The 25756-nt window shown below is 48.4% G+C and carries 23 protein-coding genes and 2 riboswitches; of the genes, 20 read left to right on the forward strand and 3 right to left on the reverse strand.

Annotated features, from left to right (window positions below):
- Window positions 1-283 precede the first annotated feature (283 nt).
- From JNUCC22_RS03295 to gabP, 3 genes are all read right to left on the reverse strand, one after another.
- Window positions 284-493: a cold-shock protein gene (locus JNUCC22_RS03295; protein ID WP_007408879.1), complete on the reverse strand. Its 210-nt coding sequence runs from the start codon at window positions 491-493 to the stop codon at window positions 284-286.
- 204 nt (window positions 494-697) lie between these two features.
- Window positions 698-2236 (reverse strand): outer spore coat copper-dependent laccase CotA, encoded by a 1539-nt coding sequence (gene cotA, locus JNUCC22_RS03300; protein WP_072588858.1) that lies wholly within the window; start codon window positions 2234-2236, stop codon window positions 698-700.
- A 110-nt stretch (window positions 2237-2346) separates the two neighbouring features.
- Window positions 2347-3732 (reverse strand): GABA permease, encoded by a 1386-nt coding sequence (gene gabP, locus JNUCC22_RS03305; RefSeq protein ID WP_072588859.1) that lies wholly within the window; start codon window positions 3730-3732, stop codon window positions 2347-2349.
- Window positions 3733-4117: 385 nt separating this feature from the next.
- On the opposite strand from gabP, the gene JNUCC22_RS03310 reads away from it, so the two are divergent.
- The 20 genes from JNUCC22_RS03310 (at window position 4118) to purF (ending at window position 25682) form a co-directional block, all read left to right on the forward strand.
- On the forward strand, window positions 4118-4990 hold the full coding sequence (locus JNUCC22_RS03310) for a cation diffusion facilitator family transporter (protein ID WP_007609821.1): 873 nt from the start codon (window positions 4118-4120) through the stop codon (window positions 4988-4990).
- Between the two features lie 137 nt (window positions 4991-5127).
- The gene (locus JNUCC22_RS03315; protein ID WP_072588860.1) at window positions 5128-6090 is read left to right on the forward strand and encodes an AAA family ATPase; all 963 of its coding nucleotides are present in this window, start codon (window positions 5128-5130) and stop codon (window positions 6088-6090) included.
- Window positions 6090-7274: a DUF58 domain-containing protein gene (locus JNUCC22_RS03320; RefSeq protein WP_088461578.1), complete on the forward strand. Its 1185-nt coding sequence runs from the start codon at window positions 6090-6092 to the stop codon at window positions 7272-7274. Before JNUCC22_RS03315 ends, JNUCC22_RS03320 begins: the two co-directional genes overlap by 1 nt.
- An 18-nt stretch (window positions 7275-7292) precedes the next feature.
- Entirely contained in the window at window positions 7293-9500 is a 2208-nt protein-coding gene (locus JNUCC22_RS03325; RefSeq protein WP_216062123.1) for a DUF4129 domain-containing transglutaminase family protein, read from the forward strand.
- 163 nt (window positions 9501-9663) lie between these two features.
- Window positions 9664-11205, forward strand: a complete 1542-nt coding sequence (gene guaA / locus JNUCC22_RS03330) for a glutamine-hydrolyzing GMP synthase (RefSeq protein ID WP_007408887.1) — start codon at window positions 9664-9666, stop codon at window positions 11203-11205.
- Window positions 11206-11308: 103 nt separating this feature from the next.
- The gene (locus JNUCC22_RS03335; protein WP_033574951.1) at window positions 11309-11842 is read left to right on the forward strand and encodes a sigma-70 family RNA polymerase sigma factor; all 534 of its coding nucleotides are present in this window, start codon (window positions 11309-11311) and stop codon (window positions 11840-11842) included.
- On the forward strand, window positions 11824-13266 hold the full coding sequence (locus tag JNUCC22_RS03340; RefSeq protein WP_061046485.1) for a DUF4179 domain-containing protein: 1443 nt from the start codon (window positions 11824-11826) through the stop codon (window positions 13264-13266). The genes JNUCC22_RS03335 and JNUCC22_RS03340 overlap by 19 nt, the downstream gene beginning before the upstream one ends.
- A 123-nt stretch (window positions 13267-13389) precedes the next feature.
- Window positions 13390-13491: riboswitch (purine riboswitch) on the forward strand.
- 131 nt (window positions 13492-13622) lie between these two features.
- Window positions 13623-14945, forward strand: a complete 1323-nt coding sequence (locus JNUCC22_RS03345; RefSeq protein WP_061046486.1) for an NCS2 family permease — start codon at window positions 13623-13625, stop codon at window positions 14943-14945.
- 197 nt (window positions 14946-15142) lie between these two features.
- Window positions 15143-15925, forward strand: coding sequence for a hypothetical protein (locus tag JNUCC22_RS03350; protein WP_144464641.1), 783 nt, complete (start codon window positions 15143-15145; stop codon window positions 15923-15925).
- 138 nt (window positions 15926-16063) lie between these two features.
- Window positions 16064-16237: a Fur-regulated basic protein FbpA gene (locus JNUCC22_RS03355; protein ID WP_012116994.1), complete on the forward strand. Its 174-nt coding sequence runs from the start codon at window positions 16064-16066 to the stop codon at window positions 16235-16237.
- 121 nt (window positions 16238-16358) lie between these two features.
- Window positions 16359-16913, forward strand: a complete 555-nt coding sequence (locus JNUCC22_RS03360; protein ID WP_014469850.1) for a DUF2179 domain-containing protein — start codon at window positions 16359-16361, stop codon at window positions 16911-16913.
- A complete protein-coding gene (locus JNUCC22_RS03365; protein WP_007609843.1) occupies window positions 16910-17107 on the forward strand; it encodes an NETI motif-containing protein in 198 nt (65 codons plus the stop codon). Before JNUCC22_RS03360 ends, JNUCC22_RS03365 begins: the two co-directional genes overlap by 4 nt.
- Window positions 17108-17185: 78 nt before the next feature.
- Window positions 17186-17287: riboswitch (purine riboswitch) on the forward strand.
- 132 nt (window positions 17288-17419) lie between these two features.
- On the forward strand, window positions 17420-17908 hold the full coding sequence (purE, locus tag JNUCC22_RS03370) for a 5-(carboxyamino)imidazole ribonucleotide mutase (RefSeq protein ID WP_007408894.1): 489 nt from the start codon (window positions 17420-17422) through the stop codon (window positions 17906-17908).
- Window positions 17862-19043 (forward strand): 5-(carboxyamino)imidazole ribonucleotide synthase, encoded by a 1182-nt coding sequence (gene purK, locus JNUCC22_RS03375; protein ID WP_216062124.1) that lies wholly within the window; start codon window positions 17862-17864, stop codon window positions 19041-19043. The genes purE and purK overlap by 47 nt, the downstream gene beginning before the upstream one ends.
- Window positions 19043-20335: an adenylosuccinate lyase gene (gene purB, locus JNUCC22_RS03380; protein ID WP_007408896.1), complete on the forward strand. Its 1293-nt coding sequence runs from the start codon at window positions 19043-19045 to the stop codon at window positions 20333-20335. The genes purK and purB overlap by 1 nt, the downstream gene beginning before the upstream one ends.
- Window positions 20336-20410: 75 nt before the next feature.
- Window positions 20411-21130, forward strand: coding sequence for a phosphoribosylaminoimidazolesuccinocarboxamide synthase (gene purC / locus JNUCC22_RS03385; RefSeq protein WP_043021036.1), 720 nt, complete (start codon window positions 20411-20413; stop codon window positions 21128-21130).
- Entirely contained in the window at window positions 21130-21384 is a 255-nt protein-coding gene (gene purS / locus JNUCC22_RS03390) for a phosphoribosylformylglycinamidine synthase subunit PurS (RefSeq protein WP_003155758.1), read from the forward strand. The genes purC and purS overlap by 1 nt, the downstream gene beginning before the upstream one ends.
- A complete protein-coding gene (purQ, locus tag JNUCC22_RS03395; protein WP_007408898.1) occupies window positions 21381-22064 on the forward strand; it encodes a phosphoribosylformylglycinamidine synthase subunit PurQ in 684 nt (227 codons plus the stop codon). Before purS ends, purQ begins: the two co-directional genes overlap by 4 nt.
- A complete protein-coding gene (purL, locus tag JNUCC22_RS03400; protein WP_216062125.1) occupies window positions 22048-24276 on the forward strand; it encodes a phosphoribosylformylglycinamidine synthase subunit PurL in 2229 nt (742 codons plus the stop codon). The genes purQ and purL overlap by 17 nt, the downstream gene beginning before the upstream one ends.
- A complete protein-coding gene (gene purF, locus JNUCC22_RS03405; protein ID WP_007609856.1) occupies window positions 24252-25682 on the forward strand; it encodes an amidophosphoribosyltransferase in 1431 nt (476 codons plus the stop codon). Before purL ends, purF begins: the two co-directional genes overlap by 25 nt.
- Window positions 25683-25756 lie beyond the last annotated feature (74 nt).

The raw sequence follows: 25756 nt of genomic DNA on the forward strand, positions 1-25756 counted from the left end.
AAACACTCAGCGCCCGCTGGGTGTTTTTTAATGAACAAAGCTGGCTGCGGCTGAGGCGAGCCATTTGAAAAACGGAGAATCGGAACGGCAAAATGAAGCGTTTCGATGAATGACTGTGCGGCACGGTTCATTTTCCGCCGTTTTGCCATTTCCTTCAGATCTTTCTGCTGCCGATCGTTTTTCATGTTCATTGCTCCTTTGCATCATAAAAGGACATGATAACGCAAAGGCCTCTCATGAGACATGGAGGCCTTCTCTATGTTGAGACTCGTAAAAGGGAGGTCTAACTTGATGCCGTTTGATTATTGTTTTGGAGATTTACCAACGAACGGACGCCGTCGATCATTTTACTGCCGCAAAGGGGGCAAGTCGGGGTATCACTGCCGGCAAAATTCTTTCTGCTCCAGCCGATACAGTCCTCTTTTGTGCATTCCCACGTACTGACATCTTCTTTAGGCAGCGGTTCCTGATTACGTTTGTTGTAGTAAGACATAAAGTCACTTCTTCCCTTATGAATTTTCGTGCACTCCTTCATTGTCTCATACTTTTCCCTAATCTCCTAATTCCTTTTTCTATCCAGATTTCCAATGAGGGTGCATCGTCTTCCTGTTATTACAGTATATGCAAATAAGTGTCTTCTTATTTTTTCTTTTTGGATAAATAAAAAAGCCCCTTCTCTAAAAGGGGTGATATTTGTTTACTGCTTATCCGTGACGTCCATCGGTCTCATCATGTCGTAATCTTCGTGCTCTAAAATATGACAGTGCCATACGTAGCGTCCGCTGTAAGGAGCGAAAGTCGCCGCGATTCTGATGACCTCTCCCGAGTGCGCCTGCACGGTGTCTTTCCAGCCTTTTTCACTTGGAGGAGGCGGGACGGCGGGGCCTGTATACACAATGTCGCCGAATTTGTTATAACGCTCTAAGTCAAAAGGACGCCGGTCAAGGATTTGGAAGGAAACAAGGTGCAGGTGTATCGGATGGGTTCCCCCCATTGGATTGATAATCGACCAGATTTCCGTTGTGCCGAGCTTCGGCGCTTCTGTCACAGGATCATGCCATCGCTTGTTATTCAGCGTCAAAACGGGCCGGCCGTATTTGTCTTGCGTATTTGTGAGTTTAAGCGTCCTGATATTGTGTATTCTCTTTGATGTCACATTAGGCATTGTTGAAAGATATTTAGGCTTCCGGCTTGTGTCTTCTCCCTTCAGCGGTTTTGTGACGCGGAATTGCATCACATTGGCGTCTGTATCCGGATCGACGTCGCCCCCGCAGCCGGTGCCGTTCGTTAAAATGATATGTTCTCCGTCAAAGGCGGAGAAATCGATGAGCACATCATACCGCTCTGCCGGGGCTAAGCTGATAGATTGTGTTTTGACAGAGCGGGGAAGCAGTCCGCCGTCAGAACCGATTTGGATAAACTTGCCGCCGTTATTGAGCGAGAGAGAAAATGTTCTTGTATTGGAGGCATTAAGGATGCGGAAACGATATGTCCGCGGTTCAACTTCCATATACGGCCACGCTTTACCATTAACGAGAATGGTATTTCCGCAAAAAAACGGGACGATGGAAGGATCGGGCAGCGTTTCGGAAGGGTTAGCAGGTCCGCTCGGATAAGACAAGGAACCGTCGTCATTTAACGTGCGGTCCAAAATCATAAGCGGTACGTCGTACTCTCCGGAGGGAAGCTTCAGCTGCTTTTCTTTTCGCTCGCGGATGATGTACATCCCGGCAAGCCCGGCGTACACATTGAGCCTCGTAATCGCCATGGCGTGATCGTGATACCATAACAGAGCCCCGCGCTGTTTGTTTGGATAATGGTATACCTCTTTCTCAAAATAAGGACCCGTTTCCTTAAAATCCTTTGTGAACCATGCTTCCGGGTAGCCGTCGCTGTCCGGCGGGGTTGCTCCTCCGTGTAAATGGACGACGGTTTTGACATCGGGTTCCTGATGGCCGCTTTCTGAATGGTGAATGGTATGATCCACAGGCAGAAAATGCTTATCCGGAAGGTCATTCATCCATTTAATATAGACGTTCTCATCTTGGTTCACGTCGATCGTCGGGCCGGGAAATAAACCGTTATACCCCCACAGCCGGGTCGGCGGGAGATCGCGGTGCAGCTTGTGAAAGCATTCCTTCATGGTGACTTCATAATACGTGCTGCCGTCTGATTTCTTCTGCGGCTGGAGTGTTTCGATGATCGGCAGTTCATCTGCAAATTTTTCTAGTGCCATTTTTCATCCTGTCCTTATCAATTATTGAAATCCTGTACTACAGTTAATGCTGCCTTGAACAGGTTGGTTAAAAAAACACCCGCCCTTTTTTGAGGGGGGGGTGTTTGCGGTTATTGCGCAACCCGGCTTTCGGAAGCGCTCTCTTTCGGTTTTTGTTTTTTGCGGAATACATATGAGGCAAGTACCAGCAGAGTAATAAATCCTGTCAGCAGAAATTCAGACCGCATTGAACTGATAAACAGCATAGATAACAAGATGGCGCAAATGGCGATGATCGTCAGGTAGGTTAAGTACGGATAGAACCACATTTTGATTTTAAGAGATTCAGGGTTTGTCCGTTCGATTTTCTTTCTCATTCTCAGATGTGAGACGGCGATGACGAGATAGACGAGCAGTGCGATCGCCCCTGATGAATTGACCAGGAACAAAAATACGGAGTCGGGAGAAAAGTAGTTCATAACAACGGCAATATAGGAGAAAAAGGTGCCGGCGATAATGGCTTGAACCGGTACGCCTCTTTTACTCAGTTTCATAAAACGCCGCGGCGCTTCATTTCGCTCTGCCAGTGAATACAGCATCCGTGACGTCGTATAAAGCCCGGAGTTCAGGCAGGACAGAACGGCTGTCAGGACGATGAAATTCATGATTTGAGCGGCTGCGGGAACCCCGATATGGCTCAAAACGGCAACGAAGGGGCTTTCCAAAATATTGGCTGAATCCCATGGCAGCAGTGTGACCACAACCGCAATGGAACCGACGTAAAAAATAATGATCCGCCAAACGACTGAGCGGGTCGCCTTTGTGACGGATTCGACCGGATTTGACGTTTCTCCCGCTGCGATTGCGACGATTTCAGATCCCATGAAAGAAAAAATGACAACGACAATGCCGAGCAGAACGGAACTTGGACCTTTAGGGAAAAATCCGCCGCTGCCCGCCAGATTTTCCAGCCCGACCGGTTTGCTGCCGGGGACGATTCCGAAAATGAACACAAATCCCGCGATTAAGAAGACAACGATCGTCGCTACCTTCACTAAGGAAAGCCAGTATTCAAATTCGCCGAACGATTTAACTGAATAAATATTCGTCAGTGTTAACAGCACGGTCAGAAGCAGACTCGTCAGCCATAACGGAATGCCCGGGAACCAGTACTGTATGATTCCGGCGCCTGCAATGGCTTCAATGGCAATGACGATGACCCAGAAAAACCAATACAGCCATCCGATCGTAAAACCGGCCCAAGGACCGATGGCGTCATGCGCGTACTGTGAAAACGAACCGCTTGTCGGGTTGACGGAGGACATTTCCCCCAGCATTCTCATAATAAAAATCACTAATAGTCCTGCTAATGCGTAGGAGACAATCGCTCCGGGTCCGGTGGAATGAATGACGGATCCGCTTCCGACAAATAATCCGGCGCCGATCACGCCGGCAATTGAAATCATAGTCATATGCCGGGTTTTTAATCCCTTTGATAAAGAGTTAGGCTGATTCATTCTTTGCCTCCTTTTGGTTTGTTTATGCTGAATATTCCGACAAGTATTATTCTATCATAAATGCCACAGACAGTTGAAAATGATGTAAGAAAATATGACATTTTTTCTCGTCCGTACAGCAGAAGGTGCCGGAAGGAAAAGAAACAATTTTCCGTTATTTTTGTGTTTTAATGGGTTTGAAAATAATTCCATGAAAACAGGATGGCAAGAAGCCTTGGTACGATTGGGATGAGAGGGGTTTCGTGAATAAAAGTAAGTTTCCTGAGCGCATAAATGTTCTATCTTACTATTTTTCTGTGGAAAGTGAATCATGTTTCTATAGACCCACTGTGTCTTCGCTTTGTATGATAGTGAAGGAAAAATTGAACGGGAAGGAGGATTTTAAGTGGAGAGATATCATGAATTGAAAAAAGGCGAAACCGGAGCGATTGTCAGTATTGGCGCATATGCGGCATTGTCGGCTGTGAAGCTTGTGATCGGTTATTTGTTTCACTCAGAAGCGCTTCAGGCCGACGGTTTAAATAATACGACTGATATCGTGGCATCTGCAGCTGTTTTCATCGGTTTGCGCATCTCTCAGAAACCTCCTGACGAAGATCATCCTTACGGCCATTTTCGGGCGGAGACCGTCGCGTCCCTCATCGCGTCCATTATTATGATGCTTGTCGGAATGCAAGTGCTGTTCAGCGCCGCGCAATCTATTTTTTCCGTTAAAGAGGAAACACCGGATATGATAGCCGCCTGGACGGCCGCGGGGAGCGCCGTCGTGATGCTGATGGTCTGCCGCTATACGAAAGGGCTTGCCAAAAAGGTAAACAGCCAGGCCCTTTCAGCTGCGGCCGCTGATAATAAATCAGATGCGCTCGTCAGTATCGGCACGTTTATCGGAATTTTTGCTTCACAGTTCCATTTGGCTTGGGTGGATACGGTTACCGCGTTTATCATCGGATTGATCATCTGCAAAACCGCGTGGGATATTTTTAAGGAATCCTCTCATTCGCTGACTGACGGTTTTGATGTCAAACATATTTCTGACTATAAAAAGACGATTGAACAGATTGCGGGCGTCAGCCGTTTAAAAGATATTAAAGCGAGATATCTGGGCAGCTCCGTTCATATTGATGTCGTCATTGAAGTGCCGTCAGATCTGAACATTAAAGAGAGTCATGAGATCGCAAATGAGGTAGAACGCAAGATGAAAGAGGAACATGCCATTGACCGTTCACACGTTCATATGGAGCCTCTCCAGCTGAAATAAAGCTTCCTTTCTAAAGGGAGCTTTTTCCTTTTAGGGCTGGAAACAATTCGCTGGAAACGTTTTTTTATACTGTTTATATTTTGTGGTAAAGTTAGGTTACGATAATTGAAATTTGAGAGATGACTAGGAGGAGAAGAATGGCTTATAAAGAAGAGCTGCATCCGCTGCTGGAGAAAGCCGTTGAGCATATTGAAAACATCATCATAGGAAAACGGGATATCGCCATACTCAGTCTGGCCGCCATTCTCGCAAAAGGGCATGTGCTGCTGGAAGACGTGCCGGGAGTCGGAAAAACGATGATGGTCCGCGCTTTGGCCAAACTGATCGGAGCTGACTTTAAGAGGATTCAGTTCACGCCGGATCTTCTGCCGTCAGATGTGACGGGTGTCTCTATTTATAATACGAAAACGATGGAATTTGAATACCGCCCTGGACCGATCATGGGGAATATCGTGCTGGCTGATGAAATTAACAGAACCTCTCCGAAAACGCAGTCTTCTCTGCTTGAGGCAATGGAGGAAGGGAATGTCACGATTGACGGAAAGACAATGCGGCTGGCTGAGCCGTTTTTCGTCATGGCCACACAAAACCCGGTTGAATATGAAGGAACGTATCCGCTTCCCGAAGCCCAGCTTGACCGGTTTTTATTTAAGCTGCGCATGGGCTATCCGACTGCCGAGGAAGAGCTTCGGGTTCTGTCTTTGCAGGAAGGGCGCAATCCGCTTGAAACAATCGTGCCCGTCATTTCTAAAGAACAGTTTATCAGCCTTCAGCAAAAACTGGAGCAGGTGCGGGTGGATGATGGAATAAAAGCGTATATCGTCGGCATTACTCAGCATACCCGCCGGCATCCGTCCGTACATCTGGGCGTAAGTCCGCGCGGTTCAATCTCATTAATGAAAGCCGCGCAGGCGTACGCGCTGCTTCATGACCGCGATTACGTCATTCCTGATGACGTCCAGTATTTGGCTCCGTATACGCTGCCGCACAGAATGATCCTGACCGCCGAGGCGAAATTTAACGATGTGACGCCGGAAGCGGTTATAGAAGACATCATGCAAACGGAAAAAGTCCCCGTCCAAAGGATGTCGGTCCGCTAATGAGAAAGAAGATGCATTGGCTTCTATATGGATGGAAGCTGCTTATGTTGGCCGTACTGACGGCGGCTGTCTTTTCTTATGCCATGTTTCAGGGCGGATTTGTGAGCTGGTTTTTATTTTATGCGTTTTTGCCGTTTACCGTTTACGCCGGGCTGGTCGCTGTGTACCCGCTGCGGGCGTTTCAGGTGACGCGTGACGTGTCCTCCGCCCAGTTAACCTCAGGCGACAGGCTGTCTGTCACCATCAGGCTGGCGAGGCGCCTGCCGTTTCCGCTGACATATATGGTCATTGAAGATGTGATGCCGGAAACGCTTGGCGAGAGGCGCAGTGCGAAACAGCTTGTGTTTCCGTGGTTTCAAAGGAAGCTGACGTTACAATATGAGCTGCCGCAGGTGCCGCGCGGAGAGCATCATTTACATACGATAAGAGTGCGGACGGGAGATGTTCTCGGGCTTTTGGACAAGACGGCGTCGTTTTCCGTTACGGATACGGTTCTGGTTTTCCCGGCGTACGGGTCTGTTCACTATAAGCCGCAGGCTGCCTCCGGGGAAGAGGGTGCGGCTGCCGGCGCTCCGTTTCAGGTACACCGCTCCGCAATGGCTGCGAGCGTCAGAAATTATCAGCCGGGCGACCGGTTTTCCGCACTTGACTGGAAAACATCGGCGCGGCGAAATGAGCTGATGACGAAGGAATTTGACCCGCTGCAGAGTGTGAATATGATTCTCCTTTTGGACTGCAGGCCGTCCCCATCGTTTGAAGCCGCGGTATCAGCTTCGGCATCCCTGCTTTACACGGCGCTTGTGAAGGGCTCTCCCGCAGGATTTATTTCATTGGGGAGCGACCGGACCGTATTTCCCGTCCGGGAGGGAGACCGGCATTTCAGAAAGATGCTGCGTTACCTGGCATCAGCTTCAGAATCGGAAGAAGCCGATGCGGGCGGGCGTTTAGGAAAAGAGCTGGCGGATCCGCGCGTCCGCAAAGCTTCCATTGCCGTCGTGACGGGCAGTCTTACAGAAGACCTTCTCAAACAGGCTGAGCCCGGCCGTGCTGACATGACGGTGTTTTTGGCGAAAGAAACGAATGCCGCGCTTTCGGAGAAAGAACGGAAACTCGCTCTCATCTTCGCTCAAAAAAATATTAAGGTGCAAATGATCAGGGACAAACGGGTGTCCCATGTTGTTTAGAAAGAGAGGTGGCGCGCCATGCCGCATGACGAGAACCAGGGAAGCAGGCTGAGTCTGCTGCTGTTTTATTTTCTCGCTTTTTTATTGTTATGGGAATGGCTCAGGCCGCTGCACAATTTTACAGATACAAAACATACCGGTTTTTTCATCGTTTTTATCGGTTTGGCATTTCTGCTGTCATTCTTCCGGATGAGGTGGTACGTCACCGTGCCGTCCTGCATTCTGTTTACGTTGATCAGTATTCACATCCTGTTTTATAAAGGTTCGGTTTTTCAGCCGGAATGGCTCGTTTCTTTTTTGCGGGACGTGATGCAAAATGCCCGCCACATCGGGACCGGAAGATGGAATGATATGAATCCGTCATTCCGCACATTGCTGTTTTTTGTGCTTTTATGGCTGCTCGTGTATTTGCTGCATTACTGGGTGATCTATCAGCGGAAAATATTATTCTTTTTTATCATGACGGTGGCGTATATCACCGTGCTTGATACGTTTACTCCTTATGATGCCGCGTACGCCGTCATCCGGATCGTCTTTATCGGCTTTTTGATGATGGGGCTTTTGTATATGGAGCGCATCCGGCTTACGGAACACATAGCGTTTAAAAAAAGATTGATACTCAAATGGTTTCTGCCGCTGATGCTGTTTATCTGCGCTTCCGTCGTGTTCGGTCTGGCGGCTCCGAAATCAGACCCGAACTGGCCGGACCCCGTGCCGTTTCTTAAAAAAATAACAAACCACAAAGAAGTGCCCGCCGCCGAAAGCAAAATCGGCTACGGCAATCATGATGAAACATTGGGCGGCCCTTTTCAGCAGGATGATACGCCGGTTTTTACATGGAAGGGAAAAGAACGGGCGTACTTCCGGGTGGAAACGAAGGATACATACACGGGGAAAGGCTGGGTGGAGACCGATCAGGGCATGTCCTATAAACTGAACAGCGGCAACGTGGAAGATATATGGTTTGACCGGAGTGTGCAGACGAGACGGTATACGGCACAGGTGTCCATTGATGAGAATTATCTCTATAATCACGTCATGTATCCGATCGGCGTCTCCAATATTAAACCGAAGCACTCGATTCAGCTTGAAATGAACGGAAACACCGAGCAAATTACGCCGGTCAGTGAACAAGTGGGCAACATCCGCAATATGGGACGGTACACGGTGACTTTTCAGGCGCCCGTCTTTAAGCTGAATGATCTCAGAAAAGTGAAAGTGAAACGATACCGTGAGCAGAATCAATTCAATGACCGGTATTTACAGGTCCCCGACAGCCTTCCGAAAAGAGTGAGACAGCTTGCGGACAGACTGACGCGGGATCACCATAATATGTTCGATAAAGCGAAGGCGATCGAGGATTATCTCGGATCTTCCGCATTTTCGTATAATACACAGGATGTCGCGGTTCCGGAGCACAATCAGGATTATGTCGATCAATTTCTGTTTGAAACGAAAAGAGGATATTGTGATAACTTTTCATCGGCAATGGCCGTGCTGCTCCGCTCTGCGGGAATCCCCGCCCGTTGGGTTAAGGGCTATACATCCGGCGAATATAAAGGGGCAGGCGACCATAACGGCCACATTTATGAAGTCACAAACAACAACGCCCATTCGTGGGTAGAAGTGTATTTTCCCGATCAGGGCTGGGTGACGTTTGAGCCGACAAAAGGCTTCACCAATCCGACGGAGTTTACGTCAGAGCAAAATCATACGGCGGCAAAAGACAGCGGAGGCTCAGCGGGAAATTCGGATGAACCGTCTGACAAGCAGCGTCAGGAAACAAAGCCGGAAAAAGAGGAAAAGCCGAAAAAGCGGGATCACAGCGCGGCACCGCAGCCTGTGATCCGCAACAAAACCGCGGCACAGCTATGGCCGTATGCAGCCATCGTCATCGTGATTTCAGCCGCGGCGGCACTCGCCTGGGTGCTCCGGGCGCGCTGGATTCCGCACGTTACAGCAGCCAGATTGAAGCGGCGTACGGATGAAGACGTCTTTTTCGACGCATATGCCGCGCTGCTCCGCCAGCTGAAACGAAAAGGATTCAGCAGGGGAGACGGAGAAACACTGCGCGATTTTGCCGCGAGGATTGACGAGGCGTACCATACAAACGACATGTCCGAGCTGACGCTGCTCTATGAGCGGGCCTTATACCGCAGGGATAATGCAGCGGAGCTTTGGAATGAATCGGGACAGTTGTGGGAAAATATAATTAAAACAAGATAGTCTTGACCGCATATCGTCCTGTTGTTAGAATAAATGAATGTTAAATGGGAGCCCGGGAGCGTTAAAAAGCCGGGCTTCCGGACAAGTCTTGCGCGACAGAGGGCTGAACGTTTGTCCTCCGTTTTTTCTGTGTCAAAAACTTAGAGGAGATTAGGTGACAACCATGACGAAGTTAGTGAATGAAATGATTCTTGTTCTTGATTTCGGCAGTCAGTATAACCAGCTGATTACCCGCCGGATCCGTGAATTTGGCGTATATAGCGAGCTGCACCCCCATACGTTGACAGCTGAGGAAATCAAAGAAATGAATCCAAAAGGAATTATCCTTTCAGGCGGACCGAACAGTGTATATGATGAAGGATCTTTCCGCTGTGACGAAAAAATCTTTGAACTCGATATTCCTGTATTAGGCATCTGCTACGGCATGCAGCTGATGACTCATTATCTCGGAGGAAAAGTCGAGGCGGCAAGCCAGCGCGAATACGGAAAAGCCAACATTCAGATTCAAGGAACTCCTGACTTGTTCAAAGATCTTCCGGAAGAACAAGTTGTCTGGATGAGCCACGGCGATTTGGTTGTAGAAGTTCCAGAAGGCTTCACTGTTGACGCAACAAGCCATCACTGTCCGAATTCAGCGATGAGCAAAGCGGACAAGAATTGGTACGGCGTTCAGTTCCACCCGGAAGTGCGCCACTCTGAATACGGCAATGATCTTCTGAAAAACTTTGTATTCGGCGTTTGCGATTGTGAAGGCAAATGGTCAATGGAAAACTTTATCGAAATCGAAATGCAAAAAATCCGTGAAACAGTCGGAGACAAGCAGGTTCTTTGCGCGCTAAGCGGCGGTGTTGATTCCTCTGTTGTGGCTGCTTTAATTCATAAAGCGATCGGCGACCAGCTGACTTGTATTTTCGTCGATCACGGCCTGCTTCGTAAAGGCGAAGCGGAAGGCGTCATGAAAACGTTCAGCGAAGGCTTTAATATGAATGTCATTAAAGTTGATGCGAAAGACAGATTCTTAAACAAGCTGAAAGGTGTTTCTGATCCTGAGCAAAAACGCAAAATCATCGGCAACGAATTCATTTACGTATTTGATGATGAAGCGGACAAGCTTAAAGGCATCGATTATCTAGCGCAAGGAACGCTTTACACGGATATTATCGAGAGCGGTACTGCAACGGCGCAAACGATCAAATCGCATCACAATGTCGGCGGACTTCCTGAAGATATGCAGTTTGAACTGATCGAGCCGCTGAACACCCTTTTCAAAGACGAAGTGCGCGCGCTTGGCACAGAGCTCGGCCTTCCGGATGATATCGTATGGCGTCAGCCGTTCCCGGGCCCTGGACTTGGCATCCGCGTACTCGGCGAAGTAACGGAAGAAAAACTTGAGATCGTTCGTGAATCAGACGCGATTCTGCGTGAAGAAGTGGCGAACCACGGCCTTGAGCGCGACATCTGGCAGTACTTCACGGTTCTTCCTGACATCCGCAGCGTCGGCGTCATGGGAGATGCGAGAACGTATGATTACACAATCGGTATCCGTGCCGTAACATCAATTGACGGCATGACATCTGACTGGGCGCGTATCCCTTGGGATGTGCTTGAAGTGATTTCGACACGGATCGTCAATGAAGTGAAACACATCAACCGCGTCGTGTATGACATTACGAGCAAGCCGCCTGCAACGATTGAGTGGGAATAAATGAAGATAAAAAAACGTCTCTTTTAAAAAAGAGGCGTTTTTTTTCATCTTTTTGAAACCGTTTTGCCCTGATTCATATCTAACAGCATAGGAGGTGGATAAGGTGAAGGAAGAACGATTGATCAAAAAGGCGAAAAAAGGTGATGCCGCAGCCTTTGAAAAACTGATCACAGCTCATCAGGAGACTTTATATAAAACAGCTTATCTCTATTTGCATCACAAGGAAGATACGCTGGACGCAGTGCAGGAAACGGTTTACAAGGCTTTTCTGCATATCGCGCAGCTGAAGGAGCCGAAATATTTTAAAACGTGGCTGATCCGGATTTTGCTTCATACGATTTTTGCGATGAGGAAAAAGCACGGAGACGTCATTCCGTTTGAGCCGCAACACGATACGCGCGCGGAGAATAAGAACATTGAAGAATACATAGATCTTCGGAATGCCCTGGAAACCCTTGACGAACATATACAGCTGACCATTCAGCTTTATTATTTTCAAGATTTCTCGATTGCTATGATCGCTGAACAGACCGGTATGGCGGAAGGCACTGTAAAAACGCATCTCCACAGGGCGAGAAAAGCATTGAAGCAGGAGCTGGAAAAGGAGGATAAACATATATGGAAAAGCATCAAATGAAGCAATTGTATCAGGACATTGACGTGCCGAAAGCTGAATTGAAAAACGTGATACACAGCGCCGCTGTCCGTGCCGGAAAAGAAGGCGCCGTCAGACGGAGATGGGGACGAAAAGTGATAAACGGACTCGCGGTTGCTGCTGCTTTGTTTATTCTGTATCTGTCCTCAGGTTTATTCATGCCCTCCGTTAATACGGCTATGGGAAACATTCCTGTTGCCGGACAAATTTACAGTCTGTTTCAGGATAAGGCAGGTTCTGCGCTGTTTAAAAGCAATTTGGTGACAAAACTGAATGAGAAAGCGGAATCACGCGGGATTACGGTGACAGTGAAAAGTGTGTATTACGACAGCGGACAGCTCGTTTACAATTTTACCGTTGACAATTTGAAATCAGATGAGGAGAGCATCTCTTTTCAAGTTGATTATAAAGATCCACGGAATATGTTAGCAGAGGATTATGACAGCAGTGATATGAAAAAAATGAAAGACGGGCGGTACGCTGGGCAGCTTCGCCTGTTCACGGACGGCTCAAAGCTGAAAGACGGTGATAAGCTTCCGCTTGTCATTACACAAATCAAGGATATCCCCGGAAACTGGCGCTTTACACTTCCGATCAAAAAACAAAAGTCCGTTTCTCTTGAAGGAACGAAAGCTGTGAATGTAAATCACGGATTATACCGCTTTTTCGATATCCGGGCGGAGAACGGAACGATGGGATCGGCTCTCCTGTATTCTATCGACTTTCTAGATGCAGCTAAAAATGATGCCATCTCGATTGACGAAGCAACGGATGATGCAGGAAACCATTATGAAATGACGATGTCGAATATTGAACTTGGCGGCAGAAAGAATCTTCCCGGAGGCGGGAAAAGAATACGCGGCCAAACTCAATTCAGCAAACCGATAGACCCGAAAGCGAAAACACTTTTCATAACGGGTAATTTAAAATCAGAATCAGAGCCGGGAGAAATCGTGCCTCTGAAAACAAAACTGCCCGTCAGTTATGAAACGAAACATCATCATGTCGGCATTACCATCAAAAAGATCAAACAGCAAGGCAGACGGGTGATCGTCGATTATCAATTCACAGGAATTAATTACAGCAAAGCGGATAAAGATCAGCTGATCAATGTCGGTGAGTCAATCGGTCTCGGCAATACGAAAAAAATGAAAACCTGGCCATCAGTTGATGAGTATGAAAAAGGCTATTATCTGAAAGGGAATAAGGCGAAAGTCATGAATCTTAAAACGGGTGAAATGGAATCCGTTTTTGAATTGGATGATTCATCCAATAAAGACTATTCGTTGCGCGATTTTTCATTCGATTCATACGCTTTGTACGTCAATCAAACGGTTATGAACTTGCTGGCGGATGACAAGGGGATCACATTCTCGGTGCCGGTCCGGCCTGCGGACGGAAAATGATGTCAGGAAGGCGGCTTTTGCCGTCTTCCATTTTTGGTCAATTAACGAATAAACCAAATTTTTTTAACGGGATTGTTCGTTTTTTTTATTGAGTTTTCAAAATTGAATTGATACAATAGACTCAGAAATCAAATATGCAGATATCGTATAATGGCGGGGATATGGCCCGCAAGTTTCTACCAAGCTACCGTAAATGGCTTGACTACGGATCAATCTCAATCGTTTGATATAAATAATCCATTCTTATTTATTCAGACTGAACGTATGTAGTCAAGCGTCCCAAATGTATTTGGGGCGTTTTTTATTTGGCGGATAACGGGCAGAATAAATGGGAGAGAATGAAGGAGGCAATTGGCTTGAAGCAATTTTTTCAGTTTGATGAGCTGGGGACAAGCTATCGTAATGAAATCATCGGCGGTTTAACGACCTTTTTGTCAATGGCGTACATTCTGTTCGTCAATCCGCTGACATTGTCTTTAAACGGTGTGAAAGGATTTCCCGAAACATTAAAAATTGATCAGGGCGCGGTGTTCACCGCTACAGCCTTGGCGTCTGCGGCCGGCTGTATTTTAATGGGGCTCATTGCAAAGTATCCGATCGCGATTGCGCCGGGTATGGGATTAAATGCGTTTTTTGCTTTCTCTGTCGTCCTCGGCATGGGGATTTCATGGCAGGCTGCGCTTTCCGGCGTCTTGATTTCCGGAATTATCTTCGTGGCGCTTTCGCTGACGGGATTGCGGGAAAAAATCATTAATGCGATTCCGCCTGAGCTGAAATTAGCGGTCGGCGCGGGTATCGGTTTGTTTATCACATTTGTCGGTTTGCAGGGTTCGGGCATTATTGAAGCAAACTCATCGACTTTGGTGTCTATCGGCAATATTCACAGCGGTCCTGTACTGCTGACGGTTTTCGGTGTTATTGTGACGGTCATTCTGATGGTGCTTCGCGTAAACGGCGGCGTATTTATCGGAATGCTTCTGACGGCGGTTGCCGGCATGGTCTGCGGACTGATTCCGGTTCCGACGCACATTGTCGGCAGCGTGCCGAGTCTTGCGCCGACTTTCGGACAGGCGTGGATGCATCTTCCGGATATCTTCTCCGTCCAAATGCTGATTGTCATTTTAACTTTCTTGTTCGTCGGGTTTTTCGATACGGCCGGTACGCTGGTAGCTGTAGCGACACAGGCCGGATTGATGAAGGAAAACAAACTTCCGCGTGCGGGAAGAGCGCTTCTGGCGGATTCAACATCAATCGTTATCGGAGCCGTACTCGGTACGTCTACAACGACTTCTTATGTTGAATCCAGCTCAGGCGTTGCGGCGGGGGCGCGCTCCGGCTTCGCGGCTGTTGTGACGGGCATTCTCTTTTTGCTGGCGATGTTTTTCTCGCCGCTTCTGTCAGTTGTCACCACGAATGTGACGGCTCCAGCTTTAATTATTGTCGGCGCGCTGATGGTGGCGCCGCTCGGTAAGATCGCCTGGGATAAATTCGAGGTGGCTGTGCCGGCATTCTTAACGATGATTATGATGCCGCTGACGTACAGCATTGCGACGGGGATTGCGATCGGTTTTATATTCTACCCGATTACAATGATCTGCAAAGGAAAAGGAAAAAGCGTTCACCCGATTATGTACGGGCTGTTCGTCATCTTTATCCTGTATTTCATCTTCTTGAAATAACGGAAAAACCGGCTGAGGACAGCCGGTTTTTTGTTTTTGTCCTATTCCGTAAAACCAATACATACTATAAAACGTCATGTGGGTGTCCGGGTGAAGAAAACCGCTTGACTGTTTGAGGACGCTTCGGTACCTTATATAAGTGTTTTATTTTCTTGTTTAACAAATTCCGCCGTATTTTTTTGATAGGAGTTGCTGACATGACGGAAGAAAGAAAAGAAACGTTGGAAGAAGAAAAACAGCATCAGGGAACTGATGAAGAACCGCTGTCGAGAATGTCCAGAAATGCGGGACGTTATCAAAAGCAAAAGAAAAAAGAAAAGGAACGGCGCCCGGCTCCGGCTTTTACGGAAAAACTCGCTTCTGCATGGGCCGCGGTCAAACGTTATTGCCGTTTCGCGCTGCGCATTTTGACATCACCGGTGAAGGTCGTTGGGGAAGACGGCTTTTCCCGCTTTAAATATGCTCTTATTTCAATGCTTGTATTCAGTATCTTTTTCTCAATCGGAAATTGGTTTCAGCTGAGGGCAAGCCAGCAAAGGCCTCTCGGATACGGGGAGCGGCATCATACGTTTTTTGACGGCTTTACCGTCGTTCTCGTGTATACGCTCGTCTTTTTTGCCGCTGCGGCCGGCGCGGTCTGGCTTGTATCACGTTATATGATGAAACAGAAAATTACGATGCGGGATGCGGCCGCGGGGGTCGGATCGCTTTTGGTTCCGGCTGTCGCCTGCTCTATCGTGTGGATGATTTTCGCGATATTGAATCTGCCAGTCATCACCGTGGTGTTTACGGCGCTGACCTTGTTTCTGGCCGCCTCGGCGATGGTGCAGTTTGTGCAGATTCTTTACAAATCGGCTGAAAAGCCTGCGGCTGATGTGATGTACTGTATTTCCGCGGCGGTCATCATCATGCTCATTTTTACGGCTGTGACATGGCCGCTCATTTCAGAGTACTTTACTGCTTCGCTGATCCCTTTATAAGTCGAAATTTGTCTTTCACAATGTTTACAAATTTTTCTAATAAAGCGTGTTGTTTTGAAGACCCGGCCGAGATATGATGAGAGCAACAGCAATTCGAAAGCGGCACTACTCTTTATGATTCGGAAAGGGATGATGAAGATGGCCCCATTGTTGCGAGAAGCCATTAATCGGAAAAAACAGCACCTGAGGACAAAGCTGATCCGCTCAGGGTTTTACCAAAACCATGTTCAGGAACTGTCCGGATACACGCTGAGTGAGCTTGAAAAGGAATATGAAGCCGTCAAACGATTGAAAAAAGCCGAGCTTCACTGATAAGAGCTTGAAAGTCTGCCTTGCGGGGCGGGCTTTTTTTTCTTTTGAAAATGATCAAAAGAGGGTAAACTATCCTTAATTGAAAGATTGGCTTTTCAAATTATCAGAGGAGGGGGAATCAATGATGCAGACGATTTTATCCAACAGTATAGGTATGGTTCTCATTATTCTCATCATTAACATTATATATGTCTCTTTCTTTACGATCAGGATGATTCTGACATTAAAGGGACAGCGCTATTTCGCCGCAGGCATCAGTACGATTGAAATCCTTGTGTATGTGACCGGCCTGAGTCTCGTGCTTGGCAATCTGAATCAAATTCAAAACGTCATTGCCTATGCGCTCGGCTACGGCCTCGGCGTCATAGTGGGAATGAAAATTGAGGAAAAACTGGCGCTCGGCTATATTACAGTCAACGTCATTACGAAGGAGCTCGATCTGGACCTGCCGAAACAGCTCCGGGAAAAAGGATACGGGGTTACAAGCTGGGTTGCGGGCGGACTTGAAGGAGACCGGACCGCCATGCAGATTCTGACGCCGCGCAAATATGAGCTTCAGCTTTATGATACGATTAAAACGCTTGATGAAAAAGCGTTTATCATCGCCTTTGAGCCGAAAACGATCCACGGCGGATTCTGGGTGAAAGCAGTGAAGAAGAGGAGAATTAAGGAATGACAAAGCCAAAAAAGAAACGGTTTGAAGTAACGGAAGATGAAACGATTGACACCATTCTCACTTTAATGAAGGAAGAGGGTTATATGCCCGTCCGGCGGATGGAAGAGCCGATCTTTACAGAAAAGAAAGAAAATGGATCAATTCAAGTCGTTCCTTGCGGGAAAAAAATCGTATTTGAAGGGAAATTGATCTAAACACGAACATTAAAAGAAAGAATTTTTATATCGTTCGATAATGTCGTTGACATTATCCAAGTCCGTTGTTAAGATAAACATGAAATCAAAACACGACCTCATATAATCTTGGGAATATGGCCCATAAGTTTCTACCCGGCTGCCGTAAACGGCCGGACTATGCAGGAAAGTGATAAACAGCTGACATGGATATCGCAGAAGCGAACGACTGACGATACGCGCGCCATGCCCGGTTTGTATTGCTTCCTCATAGTTGCAATATAAGCCGGGCTTTTTTTTCTGAAAAACAAAGCATGAGAAGGTGGGAACAGAATGCAGCCGCTAGCAGGAATCATCATGGGAAGCACCTCCGATTGGGAGACAATGAAACATGCATGCGACATACTTGACGAACTTCACATTCCTTATGAAAAACAGGTAGTATCCGCGCACCGGACGCCTGATTTGATGTTTGAATATGCAGAAAGCGCCAGAGACAGGGGCTTAAAAGTCATTATTGCCGGAGCCGGAGGAGCGGCGCATCTGCCGGGAATGACGGCGGCCAAAACGACGCTGCCGGTGATCGGCGTACCGGTTCAGACAAAATCGCTTAACGGGCTTGATTCTCTTCTGTCTATCGTACAGATGCCAGGCGGCGTGCCGGTCGCGACGACTGCGATCGGGAAAGCGGGCGCAGTGAACGCGGGTCTGTTAGCCGCGCAAATTTTGTCGGCATTTGACGATGCCATTGCGGATAAACTAGAGGCGAGAAGAAATGCGACAAAACAAACGGTGCTGGAAAGCAGTGATCAGCTTGTCTGATAAAAAAACGATTTATCCCGGCGCCGTCATCGGCATTATCGGAGGCGGACAGCTCGGAAAAATGATGGCTGTCGCCGCAAAACAGATGGGCTATAAAGTCGCTGTCGTCGATCCCGTGAAAGACTCGCCATGCGGACAGATCGCCGATATTGAGATTACCGCCCAGTACAATGACCGTGAAGCGATTCAAAAATTGGCCGGAGTCAGTGACATCATTACCTACGAATTTGAAAATATCGATTACGAGGCGCTCAACTGGCTCAAAGAACATGCATATCTTCCCCAGGGAAGCGAGCTGCTGCTCATCACCCAAAACAGGGAAACGGAAAAAAAGGCGATCCAGTCAGCAGGCTGTCAAGTCGCTCCTTATCGGATCGTAAACAGCGGACGGGAGCTTGAGGAAGCCGTTCAGGCACTGGGGCTCCCGGCGGTGCTGAAAACATGCCGCGGCGGATATGACGGCAAAGGCCAATTTGTCATTAAGGAAGAAGGACAGACAGATGAAGCGGCTGCGCTGTTAGAAAACGGCACGTGCATACTTGAAAGCTGGGTATCGTTCCGGATGGAGCTTTCCGTTATCGTGACGAGATCGGTGCACGGGGAGATTTCAACCTTTCCGGCTGCTGAAAATATCCACAAAAATAATATTCTGTTCCAAAGCATCGTACCCGCGAGAGCGGAGGAAACGGTTCAAAAGCGGGCAGAGGCGCTTGCCGTTCAGCTCGCGGAGAAATTGGAACTTGTCGGGCCCCTTGCGGTGGAAATGTTCGTCACGGAAGACGGAGACCTTTTGATTAATGAACTGGCGCCGCGTCCTCACAATTCAGGGCATTATACGCTCGACCTTTGTGAAACGAGCCAATTCGAACAGCACATCAGAGCGGTCTGCGGACTTCCTCTCGGCAGAACCGATCTTCTCAAACCGGGAATGATGGTGAATCTGCTCGGTGATGAAGTGAAGATTGCGGAGGAGCATACGGAGCTTTTAAAGGAAGCCAAACTGTACCTGTACGGAAAACATGAGATTAAAAAAGGCCGCAAAATGGGGCATATGACATTTTTGCGGAAGCCTGATGAAACATGGATTCAGGACATCACGAACATATGGATGAAAAGAGACGGAGGACGAGCATAATGATCGAACGTTATTCAAGACCTGAAATGTCCGCGATCTGGACGGACGAAAACAGATACCAGGCATGGCTGGAAGTCGAGATTTTAGCCTGTGAAGCCTGGGCTGAGCTTGGCGTCATTCCGAAAGAAGACGTCAAAGTCATGCGCGAAAACGCGTCTTTCGATATCAACCGCATTTTGGAAATCGAGCAGGATACGCGCCATGACGTCGTTGCATTCACCCGTGCGGTTTCAGAATCATTAGGTGAAGAAAGAAAATGGGTTCACTACGGCCTGACGTCAACAGATGTCGTGGATACCGCTCTTTCCTATCTATTAAAACAGGCGAATGAGATCTTGCTCAAGGACATTGAGAGATTTGTTGACATTATAAAAGAAAAAGCGAAAGAACATAAATACACGGTCATGATGGGCCGCACGCACGGCGTACACGCGGAACCGACGACATTCGGCCTGAAACTCGCGCTTTGGCATGAAGAAATGAAACGCAACCTTGAACGTTTCAAGCAGGCAAAAGAAGGGATCGAGGTCGGGAAGCTTTCCGGCGCGGTCGGCACATATGCGAATATTGATCCGTTCGTAGAGCAGTATGTCTGTGAAAAACTCGGCCTGAAAGCGGCGCCGATTTCCACTCAGACATTACAGCGCGACCGACATGCGGATTACATGGCGGCACTGGCTTTGATCGCGACGAGCATTGAAAAATTCGCAGTGGAAATCCGCGGTCTGCAAAAGAGTGAAACACGTGAAGTGGAAGAGTTTTTTGCAAAAGGACAAAAAGGCTCATCGGCTATGCCTCATAAGCGGAATCCGATCGGGTCGGAAAATATGACGGGCATGGCGCGCGTGATCCGCGGGTATATGCTGACGGCATACGAAAATGTACCGTTATGGCATGAGCGTGATATTTCTCATTCATCAGCTGAGCGCATCATTCTTCCTGACGCGACAATCGCGCTGAATTACATGCTGAACCGATTCAGCAATATCGTCAAAAACTTAACGGTATTCCCGGAAAATATGAAACGCAACATGGACCGCACACTCGGTTTGATCTATTCTCAGCGCGTGCTGCTTGCTTTAATCGACACGGGTCTGCCTCGTGAAGAAGCATATGACACGGTTCAGCCGAAAGCAATGGAAGCGTGGGAAAAACAAGTGCCGTTCCGCCAGCTTGTCGAAGCGGAGGAAAAAATCACGTCCCGTCTCACACCGGAACAGATTGCCGATTGCTTTGACTACAATTATCATTTGAAAAACGTCGACTTGATCTTTGAGCGTTTAGGTTTATAGAAGAAGCCAGCCGGAGGCGGCTTCTTCAGCCGCCATAGATTGAATATTCCCAACATTCGGGTTAGGAGGCCTTCCGTGAATATTGTGAACAATAATCTTCTTTATGAAGGAAAAGCGAAACGGATTTATCAAACTGAAGACGAACAGATTCTCCGCGTGGTCTACAAGGATTCCGCAACAGCCTTTAACGGTGAGAAAAAAGCGGAGATCAGCGGAAAGGGCCGTCTGAACAATGAAATTTCAAGCCTGATTTTCAAACATCTGCACGCCAAAGGAATTGACAACCACTTTGTGGAGCGTGTTTCAGAATCAGAGCAGCTTATCAAAAAAGTGAGCATCATTCCGCTTGAAGTCGTGGTCAGAAACGTTGCCGCCGGAAGCATGTCGAAACGTCTCGGCATCCCGGAAGGAACTAAGCTTCCGCAGCCGATTATCGAATTTTACTATAAAGATGACGCACTGGGCGATCCGCTCATCACAGAAGATCATATCTGGCTTTTAAAAGCGGCGGCTCCTGAGCAGGTGGAAACGATCAAATCGATTACAAAACAGGTGAATCAAGAGCTGCAGCATATTTTTGAAGACTGCGGCGTCAGATTAATAGATTTTAAGCTGGAATTCGGCTTAGACGCAGAGGGACGGGTTCTTTTAGCGGATGAAATTTCTCCTGACACGTGCCGTCTGTGGGACAAAGACACAAACGAAAAGCTCGATAAAGATTTGTTCAGACGGAACCTGGGAAGCTTAACCGACGCATATGAAGAGATTTTTAAAAGACTGGGAGGCATTTCATAATGTATAAAGTGAAAGTTTATGTCAGCTTAAAAGAAAGTGTGCTCGATCCTCAAGGAAGCGCGGTGCAGCATGCATTGCACAGCATGACCTACAATGAAGTGCAGGATGTGCGCATCGGAAAATACATGGAGCTGACGATTGAAAAATCTGACCGCGATCTTGACGCGCTCGTGAAAGAAATGTGTGAAAAGCTTCTTGCCAATACAGTCATTGAAGACTACCGATATGAAGTTGAGGAGGTTGTCGCACAGTGAAATTTGCGGTGATTGTGTTACCCGGCTCCAACTGTGATATTGATATGTTCCACGCCGTAAAAGACGAACTCGGCGAAGAAGTCGAGTATGTCTGGCACGAGGAAACAAGCCTTGACGGATTTGACGGCGTGCTCATCCCCGGCGGGTTTTCATACGGCGACTACTTGAGATGCGGCGCCATCGCCAGATTCGCAAACATCATGCCGGCTGTGAAAAAAGCGGCTGCCGAAGGAAAACCGGTTCTCGGCGTCTGCAACGGATTCCAGATTCTGCAGGAGCTCGGACTTCTGCCCGGCGCGATGAGACGCAACAAAGATTTAAAGTTCATCTGCCGCCCGGTTGAATTAATCGTGCAGAACGGCGGCACGTTATTCACATCTTCCTATGAAAAAGGACAATCGATTACGATTCCGGTTGCCCACGGCGAAGGCAATTTCTACTGTGATGACGAAACGCTTGAAAGATTAAAAGAAAACAATCAAATCGCCTTCACATACGGCGGCGATATTAACGGAAGCGTCAGCGGCATTGCCGGCGTCGTGAATGAGAAAGGCAACGTATTAGGCATGATGCCTCACCCTGAGCGCGCAGTCGATGAACTGCTCGGCAGCGCAGACGGTCTTACATTGTTCCGGTCTATCGTGAAAAATTGGAGGGAAACTCATGTCGCTACTGCTTGAACCAAGTAAAGAACAAATAAACGAAGAGAAACTCTATCAGCAAATGGGTGTCAGTGATGACGAGTTCGCACTCATTGAATCTATTATCGGAAGATTGCCGAACTACACGGAAATCGGGATTTTTTCCGTCATGTGGTCAGAGCACTGCAGCTATAAAAACTCAAAACCGGTTTTACGCAAATTCCCGACTAGCGGCGAACGCGTGCTGCAGGGTCCCGGAGAAGGCGCGGGAATCGTTGACATCGGTGACAATCAGGCGGTCGTGTTCAAAATTGAATCTCATAACCATCCGTCAGCGATTGAGCCATACCAAGGTGCTGCGACGGGAGTGGGCGGCATCATCCGTGACGTTTTCTCAATGGGCGCCCGTCCGATAGCTGTATTAAACTCTCTTCGATTTGGTGAGCTCACTTCACCTCGTGTGAAGTACTTGTTTGAAGAAGTAGTGGCGGGAATCGCGGGATACGGAAACTGTATCGGAATTCCGACGGTCGGCGGAGAAGTGCAGTTTGACGCAAGCTATGAGGGCAATCCGCTTGTCAATGCAATGTGCGTCGGCTTAATTGATCATAAAGATATTAAAAAAGGCCAGGCGAAAGGTGTCGGCAATACGGTCATGTACGTCGGCGCTAAAACGGGCCGCGACGGCATACACGGCGCTACTTTCGCATCAGAAGAAATGTCAGATTCATCTGAAGAAAAACGTTCCGCGGTGCAGGTCGGCGATCCTTTCATGGAAAAACTTCTCCTGGAAGCATGCCTTGAAGTCATCCAATGCGACGCCTTAGTCGGCATTCAGGATATGGGGGCGGCCGGTCTGACAAGTTCGAGTGCTGAAATGGCAAGCAAAGCCGGCTCAGGCATTGAAATGAACCTTGATCTCATTCCGCAGCGGGAAACAGGTATGACCGCTTACGAAATGATGCTTTCCGAGTCTCAGGAACGCATGCTTCTCGTCATTGAACGCGGACGTGAACAGGAAATTGTCGATATTTTTGATAAATATGATCTTGAAGCGGTTTCCGTAGGTCATGTTACGGATGATAAAATGCTCCGCCTCCGCCATAACGGAGAGGTTGTTTGCGAGCTTCCGGTCGACGCGCTGGCGGAAGAAGCACCTGTATACCACAAGCCGTCAGCAGAACCCGCGTACTACCGCGAGTTTCAGGAAACGGAAGTTCCCGCGCCTGAAGTAAAAGATGCGACAGAGACGCTTTTTGCCCTGCTGCAGCAGCCGACAATCGCCAGCAAAGAGTGGGTGTACGATCAATATGACTACATGGTGCGCACAAATACGGTGGTCGCTCCGGGCTCTGACGCGGGAGTGCTCAGAATCCGCGGCACGAAAAAAGCGCTGGCGATGACGACGGATTGCAACGCCCGTTATTTATATCTTGATCCAGAAGAAGGCGGGAAAATCGCAGTTGCCGAAGCAGCGCGCAACATCGTATGCTCCGGCGCCGAACCGCTTGCGGTCACGGATAATCTGAATTTCGGAAACCCGGAAAAACCTGAAATTTTCTGGCAGATCGAAAAAGCGGCCGACGGCATCAGCGAGGCGTGCAATGTTCTCAGCACTCCCGTCATCGGCGGTAACGTATCACTTTATAATGAATCGAACGGAACGGCGATCTACCCGACGCCTGTTATCGGCATGGTCGGCTTAATTGAAGATACCGCTCATATTACGACACAGCATTTCAAACAAGCGGGGGATCTTGTATACGTGATCGGCGAAACAAAACCTGAGTTTGCCGGAAGCGAACTGCAAAAAATGACAGAAGGCCGCATTTACGGCAAAGCGCCGCAAATCGATCTTGATATAGAGCGGTCACGCCAAAAAGAATTGCTTGACGCGATTAAAAAAGGCTTCGTTCAATCAGCGCATGACGTATCAGAAGGCGGCTTAGGCGTAGCGGTTGCAGAAAGCGTCATGACGACGGAAAACCTTGGCGCCAACGTAACTGTTGCAGGGGAAGCGGCATTATTATTCTCTGAATCTCAATCCCGCTTCGTCGTTTCAGTGAAAAAAGAACACCAAGCGGCGTTTGAAGCGGCTGTGGCCGATGCGGTTCATATCGGTGAGGTAACGGCTGACGGAATTCTGGCGATTCAAAACCAGGACGGACAACAATTGGTTCACGCGCAAACGAAAGAACTTGAGCGCGCGTGGAAAGGAGCTATTCCATGCTTGCTGAAATCAAAGGCCTGAATGAAGAATGCGGTGTGTTTGGCATCTGGGGACATGAAGAAGCTCCGCAGATCACGTATTACGGCCTCCACAGCCTCCAGCACAGAGGACAGGAAGGCGCGGGAATTGTCGCAACTGACGGTGAAAAACTGACGGCGCATAAAGGACAGGGGCTTATTACCGAGGTTTTTCAAAACGGCGAACTGAGCAAAGTGAAGGGAAAAGGCGCGATCGGGCACGTCCGTTATGCGACGGCAGGCGGAGGCGGATATGAAAATGTCCAGCCGCTCCTGTTCCGTTCGCAAAACAACGGCAGCCTCGCGCTCGCCCATAACGGCAACTTGGTCAACGCCACACAGTTGAAGCAGCAGCTTGAAAACCAAGGGAGCATCTTTCAGACTTCCTCCGATACGGAAGTGCTGGCTCACCTGATTAAACGCAGCGGCCACTTTTCGCTGAAGGATCAAATCAAAAATTCGCTATCTATGCTGAAAGGCGCTTATGCCTTTTTAATCATGACTGAAACAGAAATGATCGTAGCGCTTGACCCGAACGGACTCAGACCGCTGTCAATCGGCATGATGGGCGATGCTTACGTCGTCGCATCAGAAACATGCGCATTCGATGTGGTCGGCGCGACATACCTTCGCGAGGTAGAGCCGGGCGAAATGCTGATCATCAATGATGAAGGCATGAAATCAGAGCGTTTCTCCATGAATATCAACCGTTCCATCTGCAGCATGGAGTACATTTATTTCTCAAGACCTGACAGCAATATCGACGGCATTAACGTGCACAGCGCCCGGAAAAACCTCGGAAAAATGCTTGCCCAGGAGTCCGCGGTTGAAGCGGATGTCGTCACAGGCGTGCCTGATTCCAGTATTTCTGCGGCCATCGGCTATGCCGAGGCAACGGGCATCCCGTACGAACTCGGTCTCATTAAAAACCGTTATGTCGGCAGAACGTTTATCCAGCCGTCACAGGCTCTCCGTGAGCAAGGCGTGAGAATGAAGCTGTCCGCCGTCCGCGGTGTTGTCGAAGGAAAACGGGTCGTCATGGTTGATGATTCCATCGTGCGCGGGACGACAAGCCGCCGGATTGTCACAATGCTCAGAGAAGCGGGAGCGACAGAGGTGCACGTCAAGATCAGTTCACCGCCGATCGCTCATCCGTGCTTCTACGGCATCGACACATCAACCCATGAGGAGCTGATCGCTTCTTCTCATTCCGTGGAAGAAATCCGCCAGATCATCGGTGCTGACACGCTTTCTTTCTTAAGTGTAGACGGATTGTTAAAAGGAGTCGGCCGAAAATTTGAAGACACCAATTGCGGACAATGCCTCGCTTGTTTTACGGGCAAATATCCGACGGAAATTTATCAGGATACAGTGCTTCCTCACGTAAAAGAAGCGGTGCTGACAAAATAAAATGTGAAAATGACATAAAGGCAGCGGGAATTCAGGCTGCCTTTCTCTTTCTGCCTTTTAAGGAGAAACGAATT

It is taken from the genome of Bacillus sp. JNUCC-22, from assembly GCF_018861275.1.
Taxonomy (GTDB): Bacteria; Bacillota; Bacilli; order Bacillales; family Bacillaceae; genus Bacillus; species Bacillus velezensis.